The organism is Staphylococcus pseudintermedius (assembly GCF_001792775.2).
GTDB lineage: Bacteria > Bacillota > Bacilli > Staphylococcales > Staphylococcaceae > Staphylococcus > Staphylococcus pseudintermedius.
Window position 1 is genome coordinate 1 of record NZ_MLGE02000001.1, and the last position, 23887, is coordinate 23887.

The window sequence follows — 23887 nt, forward strand, 5'->3', positions numbered from 1 at the left end:
ACCTTTACCCGCTTTTTGATGTATTAATGAATTTAATTCACTGTTATCTAATAGCGTATAACTTGGTATTGCCTTACCTTTTTGTAAATTCTTTTTCTTATAATCTTCATACAATTGATGACCTAATTGGTGTCGATTCTGCTTTTCAACGTTCAATTCAACTTTTATTTTACCACTATCAATGGCATCCGTTATTTCCTTTTTAGCTGATTTTTGTAAAACTTTATCGTACTCAACGCTGTATTTCCCTTGTCTATCTTTGAAGAACTTGTCACGCCAGTTACCTACATGTGGCACTGTCGTACTTCGACAATGGGGATGCATCGGCGGGGCATTGACACCTGGCACCATGTCTTTGACTTTAAACACTTTCTTATCATAATGACGACAGATTTTAGATGTCTTTTCATCACGTTTCGCCACGAACTCATATTCGGCATCGTCACCCATTGTCTCTAAATAATGCAATTTCTGCGCTTCTGTTTGAACGCGTGCAGCTTCGGTAATCAATAACCTTTTCGTATTAGCGACTGTCTGCTTCTGTTTCTTACGTATCTCAGGCACAAACTCATACGGATGTCGGCCACGTAACATTACATGACTGGCCATCCGCTCAACATCTTTTCTGAGTTCATCTTGATTGTTCCAAAGTCGCTCAGACCAATTCAGCTTGCCAAAGTTAGAATACACAATCGCTTCCACATCTGTCGGCTTCACATGCACATCAGCCCCTAAAATTCCCGCTTGATGTCGTAATGTACGTGTCACAGTCTCTTGTAGATGATGATTCACCACATTCTCTTGTTCTGCATAGCCTTTCGTCACAATCAAACCGAGCTCATGCTTTAACAACTGCTCACGGCTCACATACATGGCTGTATTGTAGCGTTTAAGTTCTTTATTCGCTTTTTCGCTAAAATCTTTATTTTCAACATACGCCTTCGCTTGCATTTGAAACATTTCAACATCGAACGCATCCACAATCTTTTTTGCTTCTCGCCAGTCAATCCCCTCAGCCGTCGCAAGCTTCCCATAATACGCTAATAATGTTTTGTAGATATCCGCAATCATCATCGCAACGATACGCTCAATTTCAGCTACTTTAGCTGCATCCTCAAGCGTCTCAGATTGTATCGCTTGTTGTGCCCGCTCTAACCAGTAATCACTCAAGTTCGACTTTTTTGATTTAAACGATACTTTTATTTCAATGATTATTAGTTGTATCAATTGCAAGCGTTACATAAATCCTTTTAATGAACCAGTAACTTTAATACAAACCATTACTCATCCATCCGGTTACTCATATAAAAAATCACTTATTCCTTATTGTTGTTGGACTAAGCGCTCTATTTTTTATGTATATTGTAGAAAGCTGTTTTCAATAGATGAATCTAATGTATTAGACAAAGTGAAGTTGTTATGTTAATTTATAAATATAAAAGGCAACACACATGAAGTGTATTGCCTTAATGAGACCGTTAAAAAGACGGTGGATTATTACTTGATTATTAAATAACCATCACATTCTCCAAAGCTAGTGATGGTTATTTTTTTGATTTTTTATCGATTGAGACAACTTAATGTATGAGGGCTACAGTAAATGTACCAAACCCTAGCATAATCATTAGTGCATCTGCAATACTAATCATTAAAGCCTCTCCTTTCTAAAGATTTTGTTGATGCTCTCATAGGCATCACCTCACTTTATACTAAGATAGCCACCATCTATCTAACTTTCTCACCTGTTTATTTTATAGTGACAACAACATTTCGCCTAGTTATGTTAAATTTAAATCAGCATCTACAAGATAAGCCATAAGCAATTATTGTGTTGGCACATGATAACTTCTGGTATGAATACTGATTGTTTACAGTTATGTAAAAATGAAAAAAACGATTGATAATGCGCTCAGTAAGCCAATAACAAACTATTACTCAATTAGTAATTCCACTGTCTACCAATAAAAAAGCACCTAATCCATATTGTTCACTGGACTAAGTGCTTTATTTTTTATGTATATTGTAGAAAAATGAGATGATTGATCACTTGTGGCTAAACGACTCAAATCTTGTGACTAAATTTGTGTTTTGGGCACCTTCAATCAGCCACATTGTGACCAAAAATTTTAAAAACTAAGTTAAGTATAGTTAAATTTTGTTTTCTATGTATTTAATGAAGTAGTCTCAAATCCTTGATATGACAGTGTTTTGAGCTTATATGTAAAAAGAGAGCCGAAAAAGTTTAAACTACTTTTTCGGCTCCTTACGGAAAGTGAGGGATTCGAACCCTCGAGACGCTTGTGGCGCCTACACGCGTTCCAAGCGTGCTCCTTCGGCCAACTCGGACAACTTTCCACCTTATAAAATATAAAAAATCAGAAGCGATATTTCACTTCTGACTATATGACCCCTACGGGACTCGAACCCGTGTTACCGCCGTGAAAGGGCGGTGTCTTAACCGCTTGACCAAGGGGCCGTGGCTCCACAGGTAGGACTCGAACCTACGACCGATCGGTTAACAGCCGATAGCTCTACCACTGAGCTACTGTGGAATAACAATGGAGCGGGTGATGGGAATCGAACCCACAACATCAGCTTGGAAGGCTGAGGTTTTGCCATTAAACTACACCCGCATTAAAAATAAACGATATAGGCGGTTGATGGGAATCGAACCCACGAGTGTCGGAACCACAATCCGATGCGTTAACCACTTCGCCACAACCGCCGTGATTTAAGAAGTGGTTCAGGACGGAATCGAACCGCCGACACAAGGATTTTCAGTCCTTTGCTCTACCGACTGAGCTACTGAACCATTTTAATAATGGCGGTCCCGACGGGAATCGAACCCGCGATCTCCTGCGTGACAGGCAGGCGTGTTAAACCGCTCCACTACGGGACCACTTATAAATAATATTGCGGGAGGCGGATTTGAACCACCGACCTTCGGGTTATGAGCCCGACGAGCTACCGAACTGCTCCATCCCGCGGTAATAAAAAATAATAATGGCGGAGGAAGAGGGATTCGAACCCCCGCGAGCCGTTAAGCCCCTGTCGGTTTTCAAGACCGATCCCTTCAGCCAGACTTGGGTATTCCTCCGAATTATATGGACCTTGCAGGACTCGAACCTGCGACCGAACGGTTATGAGCCGTTAGCTCTAACCAACTGAGCTAAAGGTCCTAATAATATTTTCAACTAAAATTAGTGGCGGCGGAGGGGATCGAACCCCCGACCTCACGGGTATGAACCGTACGCTCTAGCCAGCTGAGCTACGCCGCCTTATGTAGTTGTATTAGTATTAAATTTAAATGGTGGAGACTAGCGGGATCGAACCGCTGACCTCCTGCGTGCAAAGCAGGCGCTCTCCCAGCTGAGCTAAGCCCCCATATAAATAATTTTAAAAGCTATCGGGAAGACAGGATTTGAACCTGCGACCCCTTGGTCCCAAACCAAGTGCTCTACCAAGCTGAGCTACTTCCCGTAAGGTAATGTAGCGCGCCCGATAGGAGTCGAACCCATAACCTTTTGATCCGTAGTCAAACGCTCTATCCAATTGAGCTACGGGCGCATATGAAACAGAAACAATGGTGCCGAGGACCGGAATCGAACCGGTACGGTGATCTCTCACCGCAGGATTTTAAGTCCTGTGCGTCTGCCAGTTCCGCCACCCCGGCAAATAATGGAGCAGAAGACGGGATTCGAACCCGCGACCCCAACCTTGGCAAGGTTGTATTCTACCGCTGAACTACTTCTGCATATGCGGGTGAAGGGAGTCGAACCCCCACGCCGTAAGGCGCTAGATCCTAAGTCTAGTGCGTCTGCCAATTCCGCCACACCCGCAAAGTGAGCCATAGAGGATTCGAACCTCTGACCCTCTGATTAAAAGTCAGATGCTCTACCAACTGAGCTAATGGCTCATCATGGTGCCGGCCAGAGGACTTGAACCCCCAACCTACTGATTACAAGTCAGTTGCTCTACCAATTGAGCTAGGCCGGCTACTCATATTTATTTTTTAAAAATGGTGGAGAATGACGGGATCGAACCGCCGACCCTCTGCTTGTAAGGCAGATGCTCTCCCAGCTGAGCTAATTCTCCAATTATGTAATAACCTGGCACCGTCCTACTCTCGCGGAACGTAAGTCCGACTACCATCGGCGCTAAAGAGCTTAACTTCTGTGTTCGGCATGGGAACAGGTGTGACCTCTTTGCCATTGGCACCAGATTAAGTTGTTGAATGTCATACATTCAAAACTAGATAGTAAGTATATTTATCACAAGCATTACCTTATGAACAATTATGTTGATTAAGTCTTCGATCGATTAGTATTCGTCAGCTCCACGTATCACTACGCTTCCACCTCGAACCTATTCACCTCATCATCTTTGAGGGATCTTATAACCGAAGTTGGGAAATCTCATCTCGAGGGGGGCTTCATGCTTAGATGCTTTCAGCACTTATCCCGTCCATACATAGCTACCCAGCTATGCCGTTGGCACGACAACTGGTACACCAGAGGTATGTCCATCCCGGTCCTCTCGTACTAAGGACAGCTCCTCTCAAATTTCCTACGCCCACGACGGATAGGGACCGAACTGTCTCACGACGTTCTGAACCCAGCTCGCGTACCGCTTTAATGGGCGAACAGCCCAACCCTTGGGACCGACTACAGCCCCAGGATGCGATGAGCCGACATCGAGGTGCCAAACCTCCCCGTCGATGTGAACTCTTGGGGGAGATAAGCCTGTTATCCCCGGGGTAGCTTTTATCCGTTGAGCGATGGCCCTTCCATGCGGAACCACCGGATCACTAAGTCCGTCTTTCGACCCTGCTCGACTTGTAGGTCTCGCAGTCAAGCTCCCTTATGCCTTTACACTCTATGAATGATTTCCAACCATTCTGAGGGAACCTTTGAGCGCCTCCGTTACTCTTTAGGAGGCGACCGCCCCAGTCAAACTGCCCGCCTGACACTGTCTCCCAGCACGATAAGTGCTGCGGGTTAGAAATCCAATACAATTAGGGTAGTATCCCACCAATGCCTCCACGTAAGCTAGCGCTCACGCTTCTAAGGCTCCTACCTATCCTGTACAAACTGTACCGAATTTCAATATCAGGCTACAGTAAAGCTCCACGGGGTCTTTCCGTCCTGTCGCGGGTAACCGGCATCTTCACCGGTACTATGATTTCACCGAGTCTCTCGTTGAGACAGTGCCCAAATCGTTACGCCTTTCGTGCGGGTCGGAACTTACCCGACAAGGAATTTCGCTACCTTAGGACCGTTATAGTTACGGCCGCCGTTTACTGGGGCTTCGATTCGTAGCTTCGCTTGCGCTAACCACTCCTCTTAACCTTCCAGCACCGGGCAGGCGTCAGCCCCTATACGTCACCTTACGGTTTAGCAGAGACCTGTGTTTTTGATAAACAGTCGCTTGGGCCTATTCACTGCGGCTCTTCGAAGCGTGAACCTCAAAGAGCACCCCTTCTCCCGAAGTTACGGGGTCATTTTGCCGAGTTCCTTAACGAGAGTTCGCTCGCTCACCTTAGAATTCTCATCTTGACTACCTGTGTCGGTTTGCGGTACGGGCACCGTTATTCTAGCTAGAGGCTTTTCTCGGCAGTGTGAAATCAACGACTCGAGGAACAAGTTCCTCTCCCCATCACAGCTCAATCTTAAGAGTGCCGGATTTGCCTAACACTCAATCTCACTGCTTGGACGTGCACTCCAACAGCACGCTTCGCCTATCCTACTGCGTCCCCCCATCGCTTAAAACGAATCATGGTGGTACAGGAATATCAACCTGTTATCCATCGCCTACGCCTGTCGGCCTCAGCTTAGGACCCGACTAACCCAGAGCGGACGAGCCTTCCTCTGGAAACCTTAGTCAATCGGTGGACGGGATTCTCACCCGTCTTTCGCTACTCACACCGGCATTCTCACTTCTAAGCGCTCCACATGTCCTTGCGATCATGCTTCAACGCCCTTAGAACGCTCTCCTACCATTGTCCAAAGGACAATCCACAGCTTCGGTAATATGTTTAGCCCCGGTACATTTTCGGCGCAGTGTCACTCGACTAGTGAGCTATTACGCACTCTTTAAATGATGGCTGCTTCTAAGCCAACATCCTAGTTGTCTGGGCAACGCCACATCCTTTTCCACTTAACATATATTTTGGGACCTTAGCTGGTGGTCTGGGCTGTTTCCCTTTCGAATATGGACCTTATCACCCACATTCTGACTCCCAAGTTAAATTATTTGGCATTCGGAGTTTGTCTGAATTCGGTAACCCTAGAGGGGCCCCTCGTCCAAACAGTGCTCTACCTCCAATAATCATCACTTGAGGCTAGCCCTAAAGCTATTTCGGAGAGAACCAGCTATCTCCAAGTTCGATTGGAATTTCTCCGCTACCCTCAGTTCATCCGCTCACTTTTCAACGTAAGTCGGTTCGGTCCTCCATTCAGTGTTACCTGAACTTCAACCTGACCAAGGGTAGATCACCTGGTTTCGGGTCTACGACCAAATACTCATTCGCCCTATTCAGACTCGCTTTCGCTACGGCTCCACATTTTCTGCTTAACCTTGCATCAGATCGTAACTCGCCGGTTCATTCTACAAAAGGCACGCCATCACCCATTAACGGGCTCTGACTACTTGTAAGCACACGGTTTCAAGTTCTCTTTCACTCCCCTTCCGGGGTACTTTTCACCTTTCCCTCACGGTACTGGTTCACTATCGGTCACTAGAGAGTATTTAGCCTTAGGAGATGGTCCTCCCAGATTCCGACGGAATTTCACGTGCTCCGTCGTACTCAGGATCCACTCAAGAGAGAATTCGTTTTCGACTACAGGATTATTACCTTCTCTGATTAACCTTTCCAGGTTATTCGTCTAACCAATTCTTTTGTAACTCCGTACAGAGTGTCCTACAACCCCAATAAGCAAGCTTATTGGTTTGGGCTCTTCCCGTTTCGCTCGCCGCTACTCAGGGAATCGATTTTTCTTTCTCTTCCTCCGGGTACTAAGATGTTTCAGTTCTCCGGGTCTGCCTTCTTGCATGCTATGTATTCACATGCAGATAACACGACATAACTCGTGCTGGGTTTCCCCATTCGGAAATCTCTGGATCAAAGCTTACTTACAGCTCCCCAAAGCATATCGTCGTTAGTAACGTCCTTCATCGGCTTCTAGTGCCAAGGCATCCACCGTGCGCCCTTAATAACTTAATCTATATGATATTTTGGCAAACGTTCGCATTCGGCTTCATCACTTCACATTCACTCAGTTACTTACGCGCAGTAAGCGCCTTCGCTCATGCTTGTGATTCATAGACTGACAAACGTTTTCAAAACATCATGTCGTCTACCGAAATACAATTTTTTCCAAAATCACCAGTTATTAATTATGTGAGTCGTCATTTGACGACTAGCGATAATTTTTTGTTTCAAGCTTTTAAACGCTTGTCACTCGGTTTTGCTTGGTAAAATCTATACTTACTTATCTAGTTTTCAATGTACAATTCATTCTGAATCCTCAAATGAATGAGCATTCAAAACTGAATACAATATGTCACGTTAATTCGCTTATCACCTGATGGTGATATTCCGTATATTATCCTTAGAAAGGAGGTGATCCAGCCGCACCTTCCGATACGGCTACCTTGTTACGACTTCACCCCAATCATTTGTCCCACCTTCGACGGCTAGCTCCAAAATGGTTACTCCACCGGCTTCGGGTGTTACAAACTCTCGTGGTGTGACGGGCGGTGTGTACAAGACCCGGGAACGTATTCACCGTAGCATGCTGATCTACGATTACTAGCGATTCCAGCTTCATGTAGTCGAGTTGCAGACTACAATCCGAACTGAGAACAACTTTATGGGATTTGCTTGACCTCGCGGTTTCGCTGCCCTTTGTATTGTCCATTGTAGCACGTGTGTAGCCCAAATCATAAGGGGCATGATGATTTGACGTCATCCCCACCTTCCTCCGGTTTGTCACCGGCAGTCAACTTAGAGTGCCCAACTGAATGATGGCAACTAAGTTCAAGGGTTGCGCTCGTTGCGGGACTTAACCCAACATCTCACGACACGAGCTGACGACAACCATGCACCACCTGTCACTTTGTCCTCCGAAGAGGAAAACTCTATCTCTAGAGCGGTCAAAGGATGTCAAGATTTGGTAAGGTTCTTCGCGTTGCTTCGAATTAAACCACATGCTCCACCGCTTGTGCGGGTCCCCGTCAATTCCTTTGAGTTTCAGTCTTGCGACCGTACTCCCCAGGCGGAGTGCTTAATGCGTTAGCTGCAGCACTAAGGGGCGGAAACCCCCTAACACTTAGCACTCATCGTTTACGGCGTGGACTACCAGGGTATCTAATCCTGTTTGATCCCCACGCTTTCGCACATCAGCGTCAGTTGCAGACCAGAAAGCCGCCTTCGCCACTGGTGTTCCTCCATATCTCTGCGCATTTCACCGCTACACATGGAATTCCACTTTCCTCTTCTGCACTCAAGTTTTCCAGTTTCCAATGACCCTCCACGGTTGAGCCGTGGGCTTTCACATCAGACTTAAAAAACCGCCTACGCGCGCTTTACGCCCAATAATTCCGGATAACGCTTGCCACCTACGTATTACCGCGGCTGCTGGCACGTAGTTAGCCGTGGCTTTCTGGTTAGGTACCGTCAAGATGTGCACAGTTACTTACACATTTGTTCTTCCCTAACAACAGAGCTTTACGATCCGAAGACCTTCATCACTCACGCGGCGTTGCTCCGTCAGGCTTTCGCCCATTGCGGAAGATTCCCTACTGCTGCCTCCCGTAGGAGTCTGGACCGTGTCTCAGTTCCAGTGTGGCCGATCACCCTCTCAGGTCGGCTACGTATCGTCGCCTTGGTAGGCCGTTACCCCACCAACTAGCTAATACGGCGCGGGTCCATCTATAAGTGACAGCAAGACCGTCTTTCACTGTAGAACCATGCGGTTCAACATGTTATCCGGCATTAGCCCCGGTTTCCCGGAGTTATTCCAGTCTTATAGGTAGGTTACCCACGTGTTACTCACCCGTCCGCCGCTAACGTCAAAGGAGCAAGCTCCTTATCTGTTCGCTCGACTTGCATGTATTAGGCACGCCGCCAGCGTTCATCCTGAGCCAGGATCAAACTCTCCATAAAAGAAGTAAGCTTGATATAGCTCGTTGATTGTTTAAGTCAATCACTCTCGAAAGTACTTTTGAAGTACTCAAATTATTGGAATTAACGTTGACATATTGTCATTCAGTTTTCAATGTTCATGTCATTTCTTTTTTTGACTCGACAAGAATTAATTATACACAAGTCATTCAACAAAGTCAACAACTTTTTTTAATTAATTTTTCATCTTCGTTGTGGCAACTTATTGTGCCGCTCAACAAGATATAACTATACAGCCTTTTAAACAGTTTAACAATCATAAAAATTACACCATTTCAATCACTTTGTTATATAAAGCGCACATTGTTGTTTTTTATTTTTAGGATGAATTGAAAAAAATGTAATCAAACATTCTATCTCAACTACAGCCAACCTAATCATTTGCTGCATACTTCATATAGCACCCCACATCAAACGTTTTAAAATCGCATCTTTTTTATACATAATCCCCCCCGAATCCATAACAACAAAAAAGAAAAGCAACATGTGTATGCAACCACCCATGTCGCTTTTCTTCATATAAGTTTAAACCATTACATTTCCGTACGGCCAGAAATCGCTCTCGACAATGTCACTTCATCCGCATATTCCAAATCGCCACCTACCGACAAACCTTGTGCCAATCGCGTCACACGAATACCCAAAGGTTTAACAAGGCGTGAGATGTACATCGCTGTAGATTCACCTTCTAAATTCGGGTTCATAGCTAAAATTAACTCTTTGACCCCTTCATCTTTTAAGCGTTCTACTAAACTTGGAATATTGATGTCTTCAGGTCCGATACCATCCATAGGTGAAATCGTCCCGTGTAGCACATGATATAACCCTTTATATTCTTTCATTTTCTCCATCGCAATCACATCTTTATCATCTTCAACGACACAAATCATTGAACGATCACGCTGTTTATCTTCACAAATATAACAAGGGTCTTGTTCGGTAATATGACCACATACACTACAATAGGTGAGTTCTCGTTTAACATCTACGAGTGCTTTAGCAAATTGTACGACGTCATCTTCTTTCATATCTAGTACGTGAAATGCCAGACGTTGAGCCGTCTTAGGACCAATGCCTGGCAATTTCATGAAACTATCAATCAGTTTCGATATCGGTTGAGGATAATGCATCTTACATCATTCCTGGGATGTTAAGACCTTTAGTATGTTTACCTAAACGCTCTGCAGTTAATGCATCTGCTTTATTCATCGCTTCGTTTGTTGCTGCTAATACTAGGTCTTGTAACATTTCTACGTCTTCAGGGTCTACCACTTCTTCATTAATGATGACATCGACCACTTCTTTATGTCCAGAAACAACGACTTTGACCATGCCACCGCCAGCTGTTCCTTCAACGTGTTCTTCTTTTAATTTTTCTTGCTCTTCTGCCATTTTCTTTTGCATTTTTTGCATTTGTTTCATCATTTGTTGCATATTTCCGCCACCGCGCATAAATAAATCCTCCTTAATTTTCAACTCTATGATAATAAGAGCTTGTCTCTCTTAGATTCGATTTCAATTATACATACCTTTCAATCGCTTGTCATGTTTCTTCGTCCATCAGATGCACCATCTCTTCGCCAAACAAATCTTTTGCAGTTTGTACGACGTCATTTTGTTGTTCAGCAGGTTTTTTCGCTTCTGATGCGTTGCTCTGAGTATTTCCGCGTTTACGATTTGAAATGTAATCACTGCGGACCTGCATCCATTTATCAGCTGGGACACCGACCACTTCTACAGATTTGTTAATCATATCTTTCACGACATTTTCAATACTTCGCTTTTTCTCTTCATCTTTTTTCAAGATTTCGCAATGAATTTCTTCGTCAAATTTGATTAACACTTTATCTTCACTTGCTGCGACAGGTTCTGAATTTTGAAGTAGGCTGACGAGCGATTTTTGATTGCGATCTTTCGCATATTGAATGACATCCGCCCAACGTTCTTTAATAAGCGCAATGTCTTCTTTATTCGCTTTATCCAATACTTTCGCAATTTGTTCAATAGAATACGTCGAACCGCTTCCCCTACGTTTAGCTGCTGCTGGTGGCTTAGGTTGTGCGGTCGCGGTTGAGAAGCCTTGAGATTTTAATGTTTGTAACTCAGACTCCAACGCTTCCATTCGTCTCATCATCGCGTCATGTTGTTCAGTTGGCGCATGATTGACTACGACTTCACCTGTACGGTTCACTTCTTTCACCATTTCAGATAACTTCACGAGCAAGACTTCTAAATGGACGTTTTGATTCACACTAAATCGAATGGATACGAGTGTATCGTTAATGACATCTATCATTTTGTATAAGACTTCTAAATTGAATGGCATAAGCGCATCGTATTCTGTTTCTAATTGCGTCGTTTTTGCCATAATCGTATCTCTTACAAAATAAATCATGTCATTAATGAGACGATTCACTTCTTTCCCTTCGCTCACAAATTGATGATAACGTTCAAAGGCTTCATGGACGTGACCTTGAACAACGTCTTGGAAAAGAGCGTTGAGATCAGACTCATCTAAACTTCCTGTCACATCTAAAGCATCCTTTAATGTCAAACGTTCATCACCAAATGCAATCGCTTGGTCCATAATACTGAGCGCATCACGCATCCCACCTTCAGACACTTTAGCAATAAACGTCAAAGCAGCCTCATCAAACTCAATTTGTTGTTGGTGTGCCACATAGCGCAAACGGTCCACAATACGGTTGGCATTAATCGCCTTGAAGTCAAAGCGTTGTGCACGCGAAATAATCGTCGGCGGTATTTTATGTGGTTCAGTCGTCGCAAGAATAAAAATGGCGTGTGCAGGCGGCTCTTCTAACGTTTTCAACAACGCATTGAATGCCCCTGTCGTCAACATGTGCACCTCATCGATAATGTACACTTTATATTTCGATTCACTCGGGGCATATTTCACCTTATCACGAATATTACGAATTTCGTCGACACCATTGTTGCTTGCTGCGTCAATTTCAATCACATCAGAATTGTACCCTTGTGTGATTCCTTTACAACTTGCACATTCATTACACGGTTCGCCATCATCGCGTACTTCACAGTTAATCGCTTTGGCAAATATTTTAGCGATACTCGTTTTCCCAGTACCACGTGGCCCACTAAAAATATAAGCATGCGACTGTTTACCTTTAGCAATAGCATTTTTAAGTGTTTTGGTCACATGCTCCTGCCCTACAACATCTTCAAAGCTTTGGGGGCGAAACATACGATATAATGCTTGGTAATCCAATTTGGCACCTCCGAATTAACAATGATTTCATTATAGCACGTTACGACTGATTTGTATGGCGACATCCTATTCAAAAAACGCTTCCGGATAGATCACTTTACCGTTAGGTGGGTCCTCGAGTGTATCCCACAAAAATTTGACGCGATAGTTTTCAGACGGTACATCAAATGGCGCCAAAATATGATGCCGTATTGCTTCCTCGTAACCTAACTTTTGATAGTAATCCGCATGGCCTAACACGACGATTGTTGTATAGTTCTCAGCAAACGCACGCTCCTCTAAGGCCTGAACGAGCGCTCGACCAATTCCTTTATTACGATATTCCGCCACGACAGCTAACGGAGCTAATGCAAGTGCAGTATACGTCGTGTCATCATTTTGAATCGTCACTTCAGAACACATGCCGTGGCCGATGATGTCGCCTTCATCTGTTTTCGCAACGACTTCTAATTCATAACGATAATTCGGTGACAAGCGCAGACGTTTGACGAGATGATGTTCTTGATGATCAGACTCAGGGACATCTTCAAAAGCATTCGCCAACAACTCATATGTCGCCTCATAGTCATTTTCGGTGGGTGTACTTAAAAATATAGACATTGCTTCAACCCCTTTGCATTAAAATAAAGTATAAAAAAAGAGCGACTCTTAACAGCCACTCTTACATCTATTTCACAATACATTACATTTAAAATTAAAAACCGTGCACCTCTGTATCGAATGCGCATCACAAACGTTACCAGAGTCGACAGCTAAATCTCGGCTACCCTACGGCACATACGAGGATCCACTTAATGCTGCTTCCGTCAGGACCTGACATGGTTCATGGGTTCATATTGCATAGGACCGAAATCTTCAAACACCTCGTGCTCTGGGCAGACTTCACAAATACACACCCTTCACAAAGGAATTCGGCCTCGCGTAAAGCGGATTTCGAGTAAAGGGAACCGCTACCTCCCCGCTTAGCACGGTACAAATAATAATACTATATTTCAGATTAGAATTGCAAGCATAATCAAAATTGCGAGCAATGAAAATGATGTAATGTTTCACCTATGATGATCAATGTGGATGTCGTCTAGAAAAATCAATAAATTTAAATTCAGTGGCAATGTGTTTAGAGATATTATACTGAAATTTTGTCGTATCTTTCAAATGGACGATACCTCGTACTGTTGCTGAATACTGAGGGGTCACATTCCTAAATGCTTCTCGTTCCAGTTCTCCAAACGGTTCAAATGTAATGGATTTACTCGAAAAACTAATCTCATAGCCTTTTTCTTTTTCAATATAATCATACAAAGAGTTTTGAACGACTTCTGCAGACAACTCTGGAAACAAATCGACACGTACGTAATCTTCATCAACGATTTTTGTTACCCCTTCAATTTGACGATAACGAACAAAATGCCATAATTCTGCTTCAGCTGTCAGTTCCAACGCTTTTTTCACTTGAGGCACGTCTGCAGCTTTAACCTTTTCAAAACGAACGACGACCGTTTCGTAATGAAGTCCGAGTTGCGTTTGAACCTCTTTAAAACTTTTCAAATCAGCAAACGGAAACTCTGTCACGCCTTGATAAATGACGACTGAACCTTTACCACGAATCTTTTGAATCATGCCATCCAAGACGAGCATGTTCAAACTTTTCCGCACTGTTTCACGTGACACGTTGTATTTTTTCACCAACTGATGTTCAGAAAGCAATTGTTCGCCGTATTTATATTCCCCTTCCAAAATTGCTATACGTAAACGTTCATAAATATATTGAAATTTATTTTGGTTTTTCATCCGCCTTGCCTCTCATTTTCATTATCTCGCTACAACGATTGTTGCGTATGCTTCGAGCTCATTCCCTTCAATTATACCATTTTGAAGGACGACCGAACCAGAGCGATCCAAATCTTCTGGCAATGTCACTTTTTCTGATGTCATATTCACAATAATCAACCAAGTGTCCCCTTGATAGCGTCGTTCATACACAAACAGTTGCGGATGATCGAGATAACGCGGTACAACTTCTCCGTACGTCACTATATCGTGTTCATGACGTAACTGAATTAACTTTTTGTACGTGTATAAAATGGATTCCGGGTCTGCCATGGCCGCTTCAACATTCACCGTATCATAATTATCTGCAACATCTATCCATGGTGTACCCGTCGTAAAACCGGCATGTGCTTCACCATTCCATTGCATTGGCGTACGTGAGTTATCACGTGATTTTTGCCCGAGTATCGTTAAAATTTCCGCTTCGTTGACACCTGCTTCACGCATTTCACGATACGCATTCAACGACTCTACATCACGATATTGTTGAATCGATTGAAAATGTGGATCTGTCATACCAATTTCTTCACCTTGGTAAATATAGGGTGTCCCTTGTAATAAATGTAAAGCAATGGCTAGCGTTTTGGCACTTTGTTGACGTAACGCTTCAGTCGCATCACTACCAAACCTTGAAACGACACGTGGTTGGTCATGATTACACCAAAAAATCGCATTCCAACCATTACCAGCATACATTTTCGTTTGCCATTCCATCAAAATCTGCTTCAATTGCAACAAATCAAATTTTTGGTTCGTCCACTTTTGTCCATCACGATAGTCGACTTTTAAATGATGAAAGTTAAACACGCTGCTCAACTCTTGGCGCTCTGGATTCGTATATTGAATACAATGGTCAATGGATGTAGACGACATTTCCCCAACTGTCATCATATCTCGATCACCAAACGTATGACGATTCATTTCATGGATATAGTCATGAACACGTGGCCCATCAGTGTAATACTCTTTACCAATCTCATTTGAGTCTTCAAACGTATCTTTAGAAATCAAGTTAATTACGTCAAATCGAAAACCATCTACACCGAAATCAATCCAATAATTAATCATTTCGTACAATGCGTGACGCACTTCGGGATTATCCCAGTTCAAATCCGCTTGCGTAACATCAAATAAATGCAAATAATAGGCATCCGTTTGCTCATCGTATTGCCATGCATTCCCACCAAACTTCGATAACCAATTCGTCGGCGGTCCGTCTTCTGAACGTCTGAAAAAGTAATAATCTCGATACGGGTTGTCTACCGACTGCTGCGCTTGTTGAAACCATTCGTGTTCCGTAGATGTATGATTGATAACAATATCGAGCATCACTTTCAATCCTCGTGCATGTGCTTCATCAATCAATGTACGTAAGTCTTCTTTATCCCCAAATTGTGCATTCACTTGATAGTAATCACGAATGTCATATCCGTTATCATTCATCGGCGAATCGTAAATCGGTGTGAGCCATAAATAATCGACCCCTAAAAATTGTAAATAATCCAGTTTCTCAATAATCCCTTTTAAATCGCCTTCCCCATTACCTGTCGTATCGTTAAAAGACTTTGGATAAATCTGATACACGACTGATTTTTTCCAATCTTGCCTTACCATGTGAAACCCACCTTTTTTCTTTGTGCTGTGCAACATGTTAAAACTTACCGTTCGTCATTGACCATTATTTTCGTTTTTTCACGACTTAATTTTGCGAAAATGATCGTTAACACTGCTGGTACGACCATCGAAATCAACGTCGCAATACCGAAAACACCCCAGAATTGTGATTTAATCGAAATAATCGCAGGTAAACCACCTACACCGACTGAACCTAATACGCCAGAGCCACCTACAATCGCCCCAGTGACCATCGTCGTTAAAATGGCTGCGAAAAATGGGTATTTCAATGGCAAGTTGACACCAAACATTGCCGGTTCTGTAACACCTAAAAAGCCTGAAATACCAGATGTCATCGCTAAACCTTGTTCTTTATTCATTTGACGACGTTGATAAACGAACCATGCGCCAAATGCGGCTGAACCTTGTGCAATGTTAGACAACGCTAAAATGGGCCATAAGTACGTACCACCGAGTTCACTTCCCATGAGTTGGAAGTCGACTGCTAAAAACATGTGATGCAAACCTGTAATGACCAATGGCGCATACAATAAGCCATACACTGCGCCACCAAACCAACCCGCATTGCCAAATAAAAATTGAACCGCTGATGTAATACCTGTACCCATCCATAACGCGAGAGGTCCGATAAATAAAAAGGCTAAAAATCCAGTTACTAACAAAGCGACTGGACCGACAACAAGGAGTTTTATCGAATCATGGACGACCTTATTTAACCCTTTTTCAATTTGCGCTAACACGTATGCTGCGAGGAGGACAGGTAGTACTTGCCCTTGATAGTTCAGTTGTTCGATCTTCAAACCGAAAATGTGCCACGCTGGAATTTCATCAACTTTACCAATGTCATATTGTGATAACAACTGTGGATGCATCAATACGAGCCCGAGCACAATTCCTAATACCGGATTGCCGCCAAACACACGCATTGCACTCCATCCGACTAATGCTGGCAAGAAAATAAATGCCGTTGTCGCAATGACATTAATAATATTGGCGAAATCAGCAATTTGCGGAAATCTTTCAATAATGGACGGCGCGTTACCTAGACCTTTCATCGTCAACACATTGTTAACCCCTAATAACAAACCAGCCGTTACGATAGCAGGTAAAATCGGAATGAAAATATCACCAAGCAACTTAATTAAACGTTGTAACGGATTTCCCTTTTTAGCCGCTTGTGCTTTCGCTTCCTCTTTCGATACAGCTTGCGTATTCGTTTCTTCCATCAACACCTTGTATGCTTCGTCTACCGTTCCAGGACCAATTACAATTTGATATTGTTGATCCGCTTTAAATTGCCCTTTAACAAGTGGATTCTCGCTTAACTTCTCTTTGTCCACTTGATTGTCATCTTTTAACACTAATCTCAAACGCGTCACACAATGTGTTGCAGATTGAATATTTTCTTCTCCACCAATTGCTTCGATAATATCACGGACATCTTTCTTTTTCACTGCCATCACTGTCACTCCTTATCCAGAAACTTGTATAGACAAATTATAACTTGTACATACAAGTTTTGTAAAGGCTTACATTTTATTTTTTCTTGCATGTTATGTAACACATACTCGAGATAACCATTGGGCTTCCGCTTGCCAACAATAGCAAGATGGGAGGCAACATGTTTTAACATTTCGAAAATAAAAAGACCGAGAAAATTCCATTCCCAGTCTCTTATCGTCGAAATCCGATTCAGTTTAAAAAGATTAAAAAAAGCCAAGCATTCAATTACTTGAATGTTTGGCTTTTATATCTATTAGTCTTGGATTTTACTTATAATGGCGGAGGAAGAGGGATTCGAACCCCCGCGAGCCGTTAAGCCCCTGTCGGTTTTCAAGACCGATCCCTTCAGCCAGACTTGGGTATTCCTCCGTGTGACGAGCACATAACATATATTATTACAGCTCGTTCACATTGTCAACAAGAATTTTACAAAATTTATATAAAAACTTTTCCGGCTATGTAGCGGTGCACTGATTGCGCGACTTCACGGCCTTCTTTAATCGCCCAAACAACAAGACTTTGACCACGTCGTGCGTCCCCTGCTACAAAATATTTCGACTGATTCGTACGATAATCTTTTGTGTCTGCCACAATTTTTTGACGCTCTACTTTTAACTGCAATGCGTGTGCCAATGGTGATTTGACACCTTCAAAGCCAATCGCGAGCAAAACGAGGTCAGCTGGAATAAAAATTTCTCGATCATCCCCTACAATTGTACCGTCAGCATGATCACGTTGAACTTGCGCATAAATACCACGGACATCGCCCAACTCATCGAGATCGAAGCGCATCGTTTGAATACCATATGCACGGGGTTCTTGACCATATTTCGCTTCATATTCTTGGTGGGCATAATCTTTCTTCAATACAGGTTGTGCGAGCGGCCAGCTATAGTTAATTTCAAAACGTTCAGGTTTACGCGCTTTACGGTTGAATTGGATAATGGATTCGCAACCATCGCGTAATGCTGTCGCAACACAGTCAGCCCCCGTATCACCGTCACCAATGACCACGACTTTTTTACCTTGAGCAGAAATTGTTTGCGTGTCCGTTTCATTCAATAACAATTGCGTTTGTTCAGTCAGATAATCCATCGCAAAATGAATACCGCGACCCATTCGACCTTCTAACGGCAAGTCACGTGGTTTTTCTGCACCCGTACAAACGACGACGGCATCATACGTCTCATCCAGTTCGTTTTTACTCACATCTTTACCGATTTCTACATTACAGTGAAAAGTGATACCTGCTTCTTCTAATAAACGAATACGTCGAAACACAACTTCTTTATCGAGCTTCATATTCGGAATACCATAAGTCAACAAGCCACCTGGTTGGGCATTTTTCTCATACACCACGACTTGATATCCTAATGCGTTCAACTCTTCTGCTGCGGCTAATCCTGCTGGGCCACTTCCGATAATCGCTACTTTTTCATTGCGACGTACTGAAGGGGTTTTCGGCTTCACCCATCCTTGTTCAAACGCCTCGTCAATAATCGTTCTTTCAATCCCTTTAATCGCTACAGATTCACGATTAATCTTCATGACACAGGAGGCTTCACACGGAGCTGGACACACATACCCTGTAAAGTCCGGAAAATTGTTCGTCTCTGCTAAACGTTCATATGCGGTTTTAAAGTCACCGCGATACACTAAATCGTTCCATTCTGGGATGTAGTTACCGAGCGGACAGCCCACTGTTTCACGTTCCACCATTTCACCCACTTGGCAAAATGGGGTCCCACAATCCATGCAGCGTGCCCCTTGTTGTTGCGCATCTTCTTGTGAGAAACGTGACTGATATGCCTCATAGTGTTGAATGCGTGTCTCTAGAGGCATTTCTGCGAGCTTTTGCTTATCATATTTCATAAAACCTTTAAATTCACCCATAGTTAGCCTCCTTTAGTACACAGCAATTGGTTCCGCTTGTGCCACTTCATCTATATTTTGATCATCATTAAATGCAGCTAATAATGCATCGTCTTGTGATGCATGTTGTTGCTGATGATAATGGATTTTTTGAACCATTTGCTTATAATCTTTCGGAATGACTTTGACACATTGCTGTAACTGCGCCTCAAAATCAGCTAAAATTACTGCTGCTTTTTGACTTTCTGTATAAGCGAGATGACGTTCCAACATGCCTTTTAACATCGCTTTTTCCGCTTCATCCTTGACCACATCAAAATCTAATGTTGCCAGTTGATTGTGTGTTTTAAATTGTTCAACATCTGAAGGGAACGCGTAACACACACCCCCACTCATACCTTGGCCAAAGTTTTTGCCGACATCACCTAAAATGACGACCCGCCCGCCTGTCATATATTCGAGGCCGTGATCACCGACACCTTCTACGACAACGTGTACGCCACTATTACGGATACAGAAACGCTCACCCGCACGCCCATTAATATACGCTTCACCTTTCGTCGCACCATAGAAACAAACATTACCGACAATGATTTCGGCTTCACGTGCAACATTCGGTGCATTGACGACAATTTTACCGCCAGATAATCCTTTACCCACATAGTCATTTGCATCACCCGTATGATGGAGGGTCAGCCCTTGTGGTATCCACGCACCTAAACTTTGTCCTGCATGCCCGTGCGTTTCAGCTACAATCGTATCTGTTGGCAAGCCATTCAAACCGTGGGCGCGCGTAATTTCACTACCTGTAATGACACCGATGTTACGCTGTTCATTGCCGACTTCGAACTGACCTTTAAAGCGACTGCCCGCTTGAATATGCGCTTGCGATGCGGGTAATAACGTCGTCAAGTCAAAACCATGTTCGAGACCGTGACGTTGTTCAATCTCTTTTGTACGTGGACCGACATGTTGATACAACAAGTTTTCTAACTTCATTTCACGTGCTTTTGGATGATGATAGGCAACAGCTGAACGTTTCAATAAGTCTGTACGACCGACAAGCTCATCGACAGTACGAATACCGAGTTCTGCCATAATTTCACGCAATTCCTCTGCTACAAAATGCATATAATTCACCACATGTTGCGCTTTACCTGTGTAGAGTTTACGCAAGTCACCGTTTTGTGTCGCGATACCCACTGGACACGTATCTTTATGACAGACACGCATCATAATACAGCCCAAGACGACTAACGGTGCTGTCGCAAAGCCAAACTCTTCTGCACCTAACATACATGCATAGGCGACGTCTTTACCTGTCAGTAATTTACCATCTGTTTCTAAACGAACACGTGAACGTAAATCATTCATCATGAGCGTTTGATGTGTTTCTGCAAGACCAAGCTCCCATGGCAATCCCGCATGCTGAATACTCGTTTTCGGTGACGCACCTGTTCCACCATCGTAACCACTAATGACGATTTTATCTGCAAATGCTTTCGCAACCCCTGCCGCAATCGTGCCCACACCTGATTTAGAAACGAGTTTCACAGTAATGTCTGCATCGCGATTAACATTTTTTAAATCATGAATCAATTGGGCTAAGTCTTCAATCGAATAAATATCATGATGTGGGGGTGGTGAAATCAAGCCAATACCTGGTGTTGAACCACGCACCTCCGCAATCCATGGATACACTTTACTGCCTGGCAACTGTCCGCCTTCCCCTGGTTTAGCGCCTTGAGCAACCTTGATTTGAATCTCTTTCGCATGTTGTAGATAATGACTCGTTACACCAAAACGACCTGAAGCCACTTGTTTAATCGCACTTTTGAAGTCGCGCCCATCTGCTTGCAGTTCATAGCGTGATAAAGCTTCTCCGCCTTCACCACTATTACTTTTACCACCGAGTTGGTTCATCGCTTCCGCTAATGTTTGATGCGCTTCTTGTGAAATTGACCCATAACTCATCGCTCCCGTTTTAAAGCGTTTCACAATTTCCTCAACCGGTTCGACTTGTGCAATATCGATGGCCTGTTGTGATTTGAAAGCAAATAAGTCTCGAATATGGCTGCTCGTTTGATCGTTCGCCACTTTAGAAAATGCTTTAAACTGCGCATAATCATTGTCGCGACACGCATGTTGAAGTAATCGTATCGTTGTTGGATTGAATGTATGATGTTGACCTTGTTGACGCCATTGGAATGTGCTTCCTGGGTCTAACGTGTCACCTTTAATCGTTTGGCGCGCCTTGTTTTCAGCGTCTAATGTTTCAATGGAGATGCCCGATAATTTAGAAGTTGTGCCCGTAAAATAATCGTTAATCACTGCTTCTGATAACCCTACCGCTTCAAAGATTTGTGCCCCTTGATAACTTTGAACCGTAGAGATACCCATTTTCGCCATTACTTTAATCAGACCCTCTGATAAAATGGCGTTGTAACGCGCGACGTTATCAGCTACTACACCGTCTAATCTACCGTGCTCTGTCAATTGCGCAATCGTTTGTTGTGCAAGATACGGAACGACTGCATTCGCACCGTAACCGACTAAACAAGCAAGGTGATGCACTTCACGTGTTTCACCAGAACTTGCGACAATGCTCGTTTGCATCCGTAAATTTTCACGAATTAATAATTGATGAATATGACTCACCGCTAATAAAATCGGCATCGCATACTGGTCTACTTCGGTGACGTCACTATCATTCAACACGATGATTTCTGCCCCTTGACGTACCGCTTTGATGACCACTTCCCCTAAATTGTCTAGCGCTTCTTTTAATCCACCTATGTAACCTGTCGAAAACTCTGCTACCGTAAAGCCTTCTTGTCCGATGACGTCTAATTGTGCTGGTGTCAACACGGGATGTTTCAGTTGTACCCGCTTGAGGACATCCGGCCCTGGTTCCAGCAAGTTGCCTTCTTTACCTAAATAACTCAATTCACTCGTTACAATTTTTTCACGATATGCATCAATCGGTGGGTTCGTTACTTGTGCAAAGAGTTGTTTGAAATAATTAAACAGTGATTCAGGTCGTTCGCTGAGTACGGCAAGTGGTGCGTCGTAACCCATTGCCCCAATAGGATCTTTGCCACCTGTCACGAGTTCAGTTAAATACTTGTCCAACTCTTCTTTCGTATAGCCAAAGCGTTGTTGCATTTTAAGAACATGGTCTACAGCGACAGGTCCACCCGCATATGAGACCGCTTCTAAATCGAGCTTGTGTTGATACGTTTCCAACCATTCCAAATAGGGTTGCTGCTCTGCAATCGCGGTTTTTAATTCATGGTTTTCGATAACCTTATGTTGATTAAAATCGACAAGCAATAGCTTACCTGGATTCAGTTGCCCTTTAAATACAACATCTGCTTCGTCTACATCCACGACGCCGACTTCTGATGAAAAGACGATTTCATTTTGTTTCGTAATTGTATAACGGCCTGGTCTCAAGCCATTCCGATCGGTTAAAGCCCCTAACTTGTCACCATCACAGAATGAAATCATGGTCGGTCCATCCCACGGCTCCATTAAATAGCTATAAAATTCGTAAAATGCGCGTACTTTCGGATCGTTACTTTCGTTATACAACCACGGTTCTGGAATGAGTAACATCGCTGCTTGTTCAGGCGACATCGCTAAACTTAAAAACTCTAGTGCGTTATCCACAATAGCCGAGTCACTGCCCGATTCATCCAATATTTGATGGACTTTATGTTGCGCCTCGCCGAAAATCGTTTCAATTAAGCGACGTTGACGGGCACGCATCCAGTTCACATTACCTTGAATCGTATTAATCTCACCGTTATGCATGAGCAAGCGATTTGGATGTGCACGCTCCCAACTCGGAAATGTATTCGTACTAAAACGCGAGTGTACCGAACCAAATTTCGATACGTATGACGGCTGTTGTAAATCGACATATAATGATTTAATTTGGTCTGAACGCAACCATCCTTTATAAACAATGGTACGTGTCGATAAACTCGTAAAATATAAATCTAACTGTGCACTTTCACCATATTTTTCGATTTGCTTACGCGCAAGGTACAATGCACGCTTAAAGTCTTGAGCGCTCTCATTTACGACGAAGACTTGTTGAATGACAGGCATCGTTTCTGCTACATGCGGCGCGAGACACGTCACGTCGACCGGTACTTGACGATCACCGATGATACGCAACCCTTCTCCTTCAAAAATTGATGCCATTACCGCTGCATGTTTTGTGTCAGAAATCATGACGTTGGCAAACAACATACCTACCGCATAGTCACCTTCAGTCGGCAAATCAAAATCAGTGACTTCTGAGAAATATTGATAAGGCACTTCTGTCATAATGCCTGCCCCATCACCTGTAATACCATCTGCACCGATACCTCCACGGTGATCGAGACGGCGTAACATTTCTAAAGACTTTTCGACAATCTCATGAGAACGTTCATTATTCATATTCGCATAAAAGCCAATCCCACAAGCGTCATGTTCTTCACGACTGTCATAAAGTCCGATTTTGGAATTTAAATAATTGTTAGACATTTCTGACACCTCCCTTTAGTAATATTTCAACTATATAGCAAAGCGATTTATCACATCAATATATACTTGAGATGAAA

General features: G+C 43.3%; 11 protein-coding genes, 21 tRNA genes, 3 rRNA genes and 1 other RNA gene. All 36 read right to left on the reverse strand.

All coding sequences use genetic code 11. From position 1 onward, the window contains the following. On the reverse strand, positions 1-1170 hold a 1170-nt coding region (locus BJK46_RS00005), incomplete at its 3' end, for a minor capsid protein (protein ID WP_242445275.1). Positions 1171-1577: 407 nt separating this feature from the next. Next, positions 1578-1649 (reverse strand): putative holin-like toxin, encoded by a 72-nt coding sequence (locus BJK46_RS12590; RefSeq protein ID WP_112424775.1) that lies wholly within the window; start codon positions 1647-1649, stop codon positions 1578-1580. Between the two features lie 617 nt (positions 1650-2266). Beyond that, positions 2267-2355 (reverse strand) — tRNA-Ser (locus BJK46_RS00015). A gap of 49 nt (positions 2356-2404) precedes the next feature. Further along, a tRNA-Glu gene (locus BJK46_RS00020) sits at positions 2405-2476 on the reverse strand. A 1-nt stretch (position 2477) separates the two neighbouring features. Beyond that, positions 2478-2552 (reverse strand) — tRNA-Asn (locus BJK46_RS00025). A 7-nt stretch (positions 2553-2559) separates the two neighbouring features. After that, a tRNA-Gly gene (locus tag BJK46_RS00030) sits at positions 2560-2633 on the reverse strand. A gap of 19 nt (positions 2634-2652) precedes the next feature. Continuing rightward, a tRNA-His gene (locus BJK46_RS00035) sits at positions 2653-2725 on the reverse strand. A 14-nt stretch (positions 2726-2739) separates the two neighbouring features. Next, a tRNA-Phe gene (locus BJK46_RS00040) sits at positions 2740-2812 on the reverse strand. 10 nt (positions 2813-2822) lie between these two features. Beyond that, positions 2823-2899 (reverse strand) — tRNA-Asp (locus BJK46_RS00045). 14 nt (positions 2900-2913) lie between these two features. Next, positions 2914-2987, reverse strand: a tRNA-Met gene (locus BJK46_RS00050). Between the two features lie 17 nt (positions 2988-3004). Beyond that, a tRNA-Ser gene (locus BJK46_RS00055) sits at positions 3005-3097 on the reverse strand. Between the two features lie 8 nt (positions 3098-3105). Beyond that, positions 3106-3179: transfer RNA gene (locus BJK46_RS00060), tRNA-Ile, on the reverse strand. A 25-nt stretch (positions 3180-3204) separates the two neighbouring features. Next, positions 3205-3278: transfer RNA gene (locus tag BJK46_RS00065), tRNA-Met, on the reverse strand. Between the two features lie 30 nt (positions 3279-3308). Next, a tRNA-Ala gene (locus BJK46_RS00070) sits at positions 3309-3384 on the reverse strand. A 22-nt stretch (positions 3385-3406) separates the two neighbouring features. Further along, positions 3407-3480: transfer RNA gene (locus tag BJK46_RS00075), tRNA-Pro, on the reverse strand. 13 nt (positions 3481-3493) lie between these two features. Further along, positions 3494-3567: transfer RNA gene (locus BJK46_RS00080), tRNA-Arg, on the reverse strand. A gap of 17 nt (positions 3568-3584) precedes the next feature. Continuing rightward, positions 3585-3673, reverse strand: a tRNA-Leu gene (locus tag BJK46_RS00085). A 6-nt stretch (positions 3674-3679) separates the two neighbouring features. Then, positions 3680-3754: transfer RNA gene (locus BJK46_RS00090), tRNA-Gly, on the reverse strand. 3 nt (positions 3755-3757) lie between these two features. Beyond that, positions 3758-3839, reverse strand: a tRNA-Leu gene (locus tag BJK46_RS00095). A gap of 4 nt (positions 3840-3843) precedes the next feature. After that, positions 3844-3916 (reverse strand) — tRNA-Lys (locus tag BJK46_RS00100). A gap of 4 nt (positions 3917-3920) precedes the next feature. Beyond that, positions 3921-3996 (reverse strand) — tRNA-Thr (locus tag BJK46_RS00105). 23 nt (positions 3997-4019) lie between these two features. Continuing rightward, positions 4020-4095: transfer RNA gene (locus BJK46_RS00110), tRNA-Val, on the reverse strand. A gap of 12 nt (positions 4096-4107) precedes the next feature. Continuing rightward, positions 4108-4222, reverse strand: a 5S ribosomal RNA gene (gene rrf, locus BJK46_RS00115). 78 nt (positions 4223-4300) lie between these two features. After that, positions 4301-7222: ribosomal RNA gene (locus tag BJK46_RS00120) — 23S ribosomal RNA — on the reverse strand. 392 nt (positions 7223-7614) lie between these two features. Next, positions 7615-9166 (reverse strand): 16S ribosomal RNA (locus tag BJK46_RS00125). The 16S, 23S and 5S rRNA genes sit together here with 20 tRNA genes alongside, the layout of an rRNA operon. A gap of 551 nt (positions 9167-9717) precedes the next feature. Then, positions 9718-10314, reverse strand: a complete 597-nt coding sequence (recR, locus tag BJK46_RS00130) for a recombination mediator RecR (RefSeq protein ID WP_014614826.1) — start codon at positions 10312-10314, stop codon at positions 9718-9720. Position 10315: 1 nt separating this feature from the next. Next, the gene (locus BJK46_RS00135; RefSeq protein ID WP_014614827.1) at positions 10316-10636 is read right to left on the reverse strand and encodes a YbaB/EbfC family nucleoid-associated protein; all 321 of its coding nucleotides are present in this window, start codon (positions 10634-10636) and stop codon (positions 10316-10318) included. Positions 10637-10727: 91 nt separating this feature from the next. Beyond that, on the reverse strand, positions 10728-12431 hold the full coding sequence (dnaX, locus tag BJK46_RS00140; protein WP_103263483.1) for a DNA polymerase III subunit gamma/tau: 1704 nt from the start codon (positions 12429-12431) through the stop codon (positions 10728-10730). A 66-nt stretch (positions 12432-12497) separates the two neighbouring features. Then, positions 12498-13031: a GNAT family N-acetyltransferase gene (locus tag BJK46_RS00145; protein WP_063279040.1), complete on the reverse strand. Its 534-nt coding sequence runs from the start codon at positions 13029-13031 to the stop codon at positions 12498-12500. 101 nt (positions 13032-13132) lie between these two features. Beyond that, an RNA gene (gene ffs, locus BJK46_RS00150) (signal recognition particle sRNA large type) lies at positions 13133-13402 on the reverse strand. Between the two features lie 91 nt (positions 13403-13493). Continuing rightward, positions 13494-14222 (reverse strand): trehalose operon repressor, encoded by a 729-nt coding sequence (gene treR, locus BJK46_RS00155; RefSeq protein ID WP_103263482.1) that lies wholly within the window; start codon positions 14220-14222, stop codon positions 13494-13496. Positions 14223-14243: 21 nt separating this feature from the next. Then, positions 14244-15875 (reverse strand): alpha,alpha-phosphotrehalase, encoded by a 1632-nt coding sequence (gene treC / locus BJK46_RS00160; protein ID WP_103263481.1) that lies wholly within the window; start codon positions 15873-15875, stop codon positions 14244-14246. Positions 15876-15919: 44 nt separating this feature from the next. Continuing rightward, complete coding sequence (gene treP / locus BJK46_RS00165) at positions 15920-17356, reverse strand: PTS system trehalose-specific EIIBC component (RefSeq protein WP_103263480.1); 1437 nt, start codon at positions 17354-17356, stop codon at positions 15920-15922. 319 nt (positions 17357-17675) lie between these two features. Next, positions 17676-17768, reverse strand: a tRNA-Ser gene (locus BJK46_RS00175). A 66-nt stretch (positions 17769-17834) separates the two neighbouring features. Continuing rightward, entirely contained in the window at positions 17835-19292 is a 1458-nt protein-coding gene (locus tag BJK46_RS00180; protein WP_099987164.1) for a glutamate synthase subunit beta, read from the reverse strand. A 12-nt stretch (positions 19293-19304) separates the two neighbouring features. Next, positions 19305-23810, reverse strand: a complete 4506-nt coding sequence (gene gltB / locus BJK46_RS00185; RefSeq protein ID WP_103263479.1) for a glutamate synthase large subunit — start codon at positions 23808-23810, stop codon at positions 19305-19307. Positions 23811-23887 lie beyond the last annotated feature (77 nt).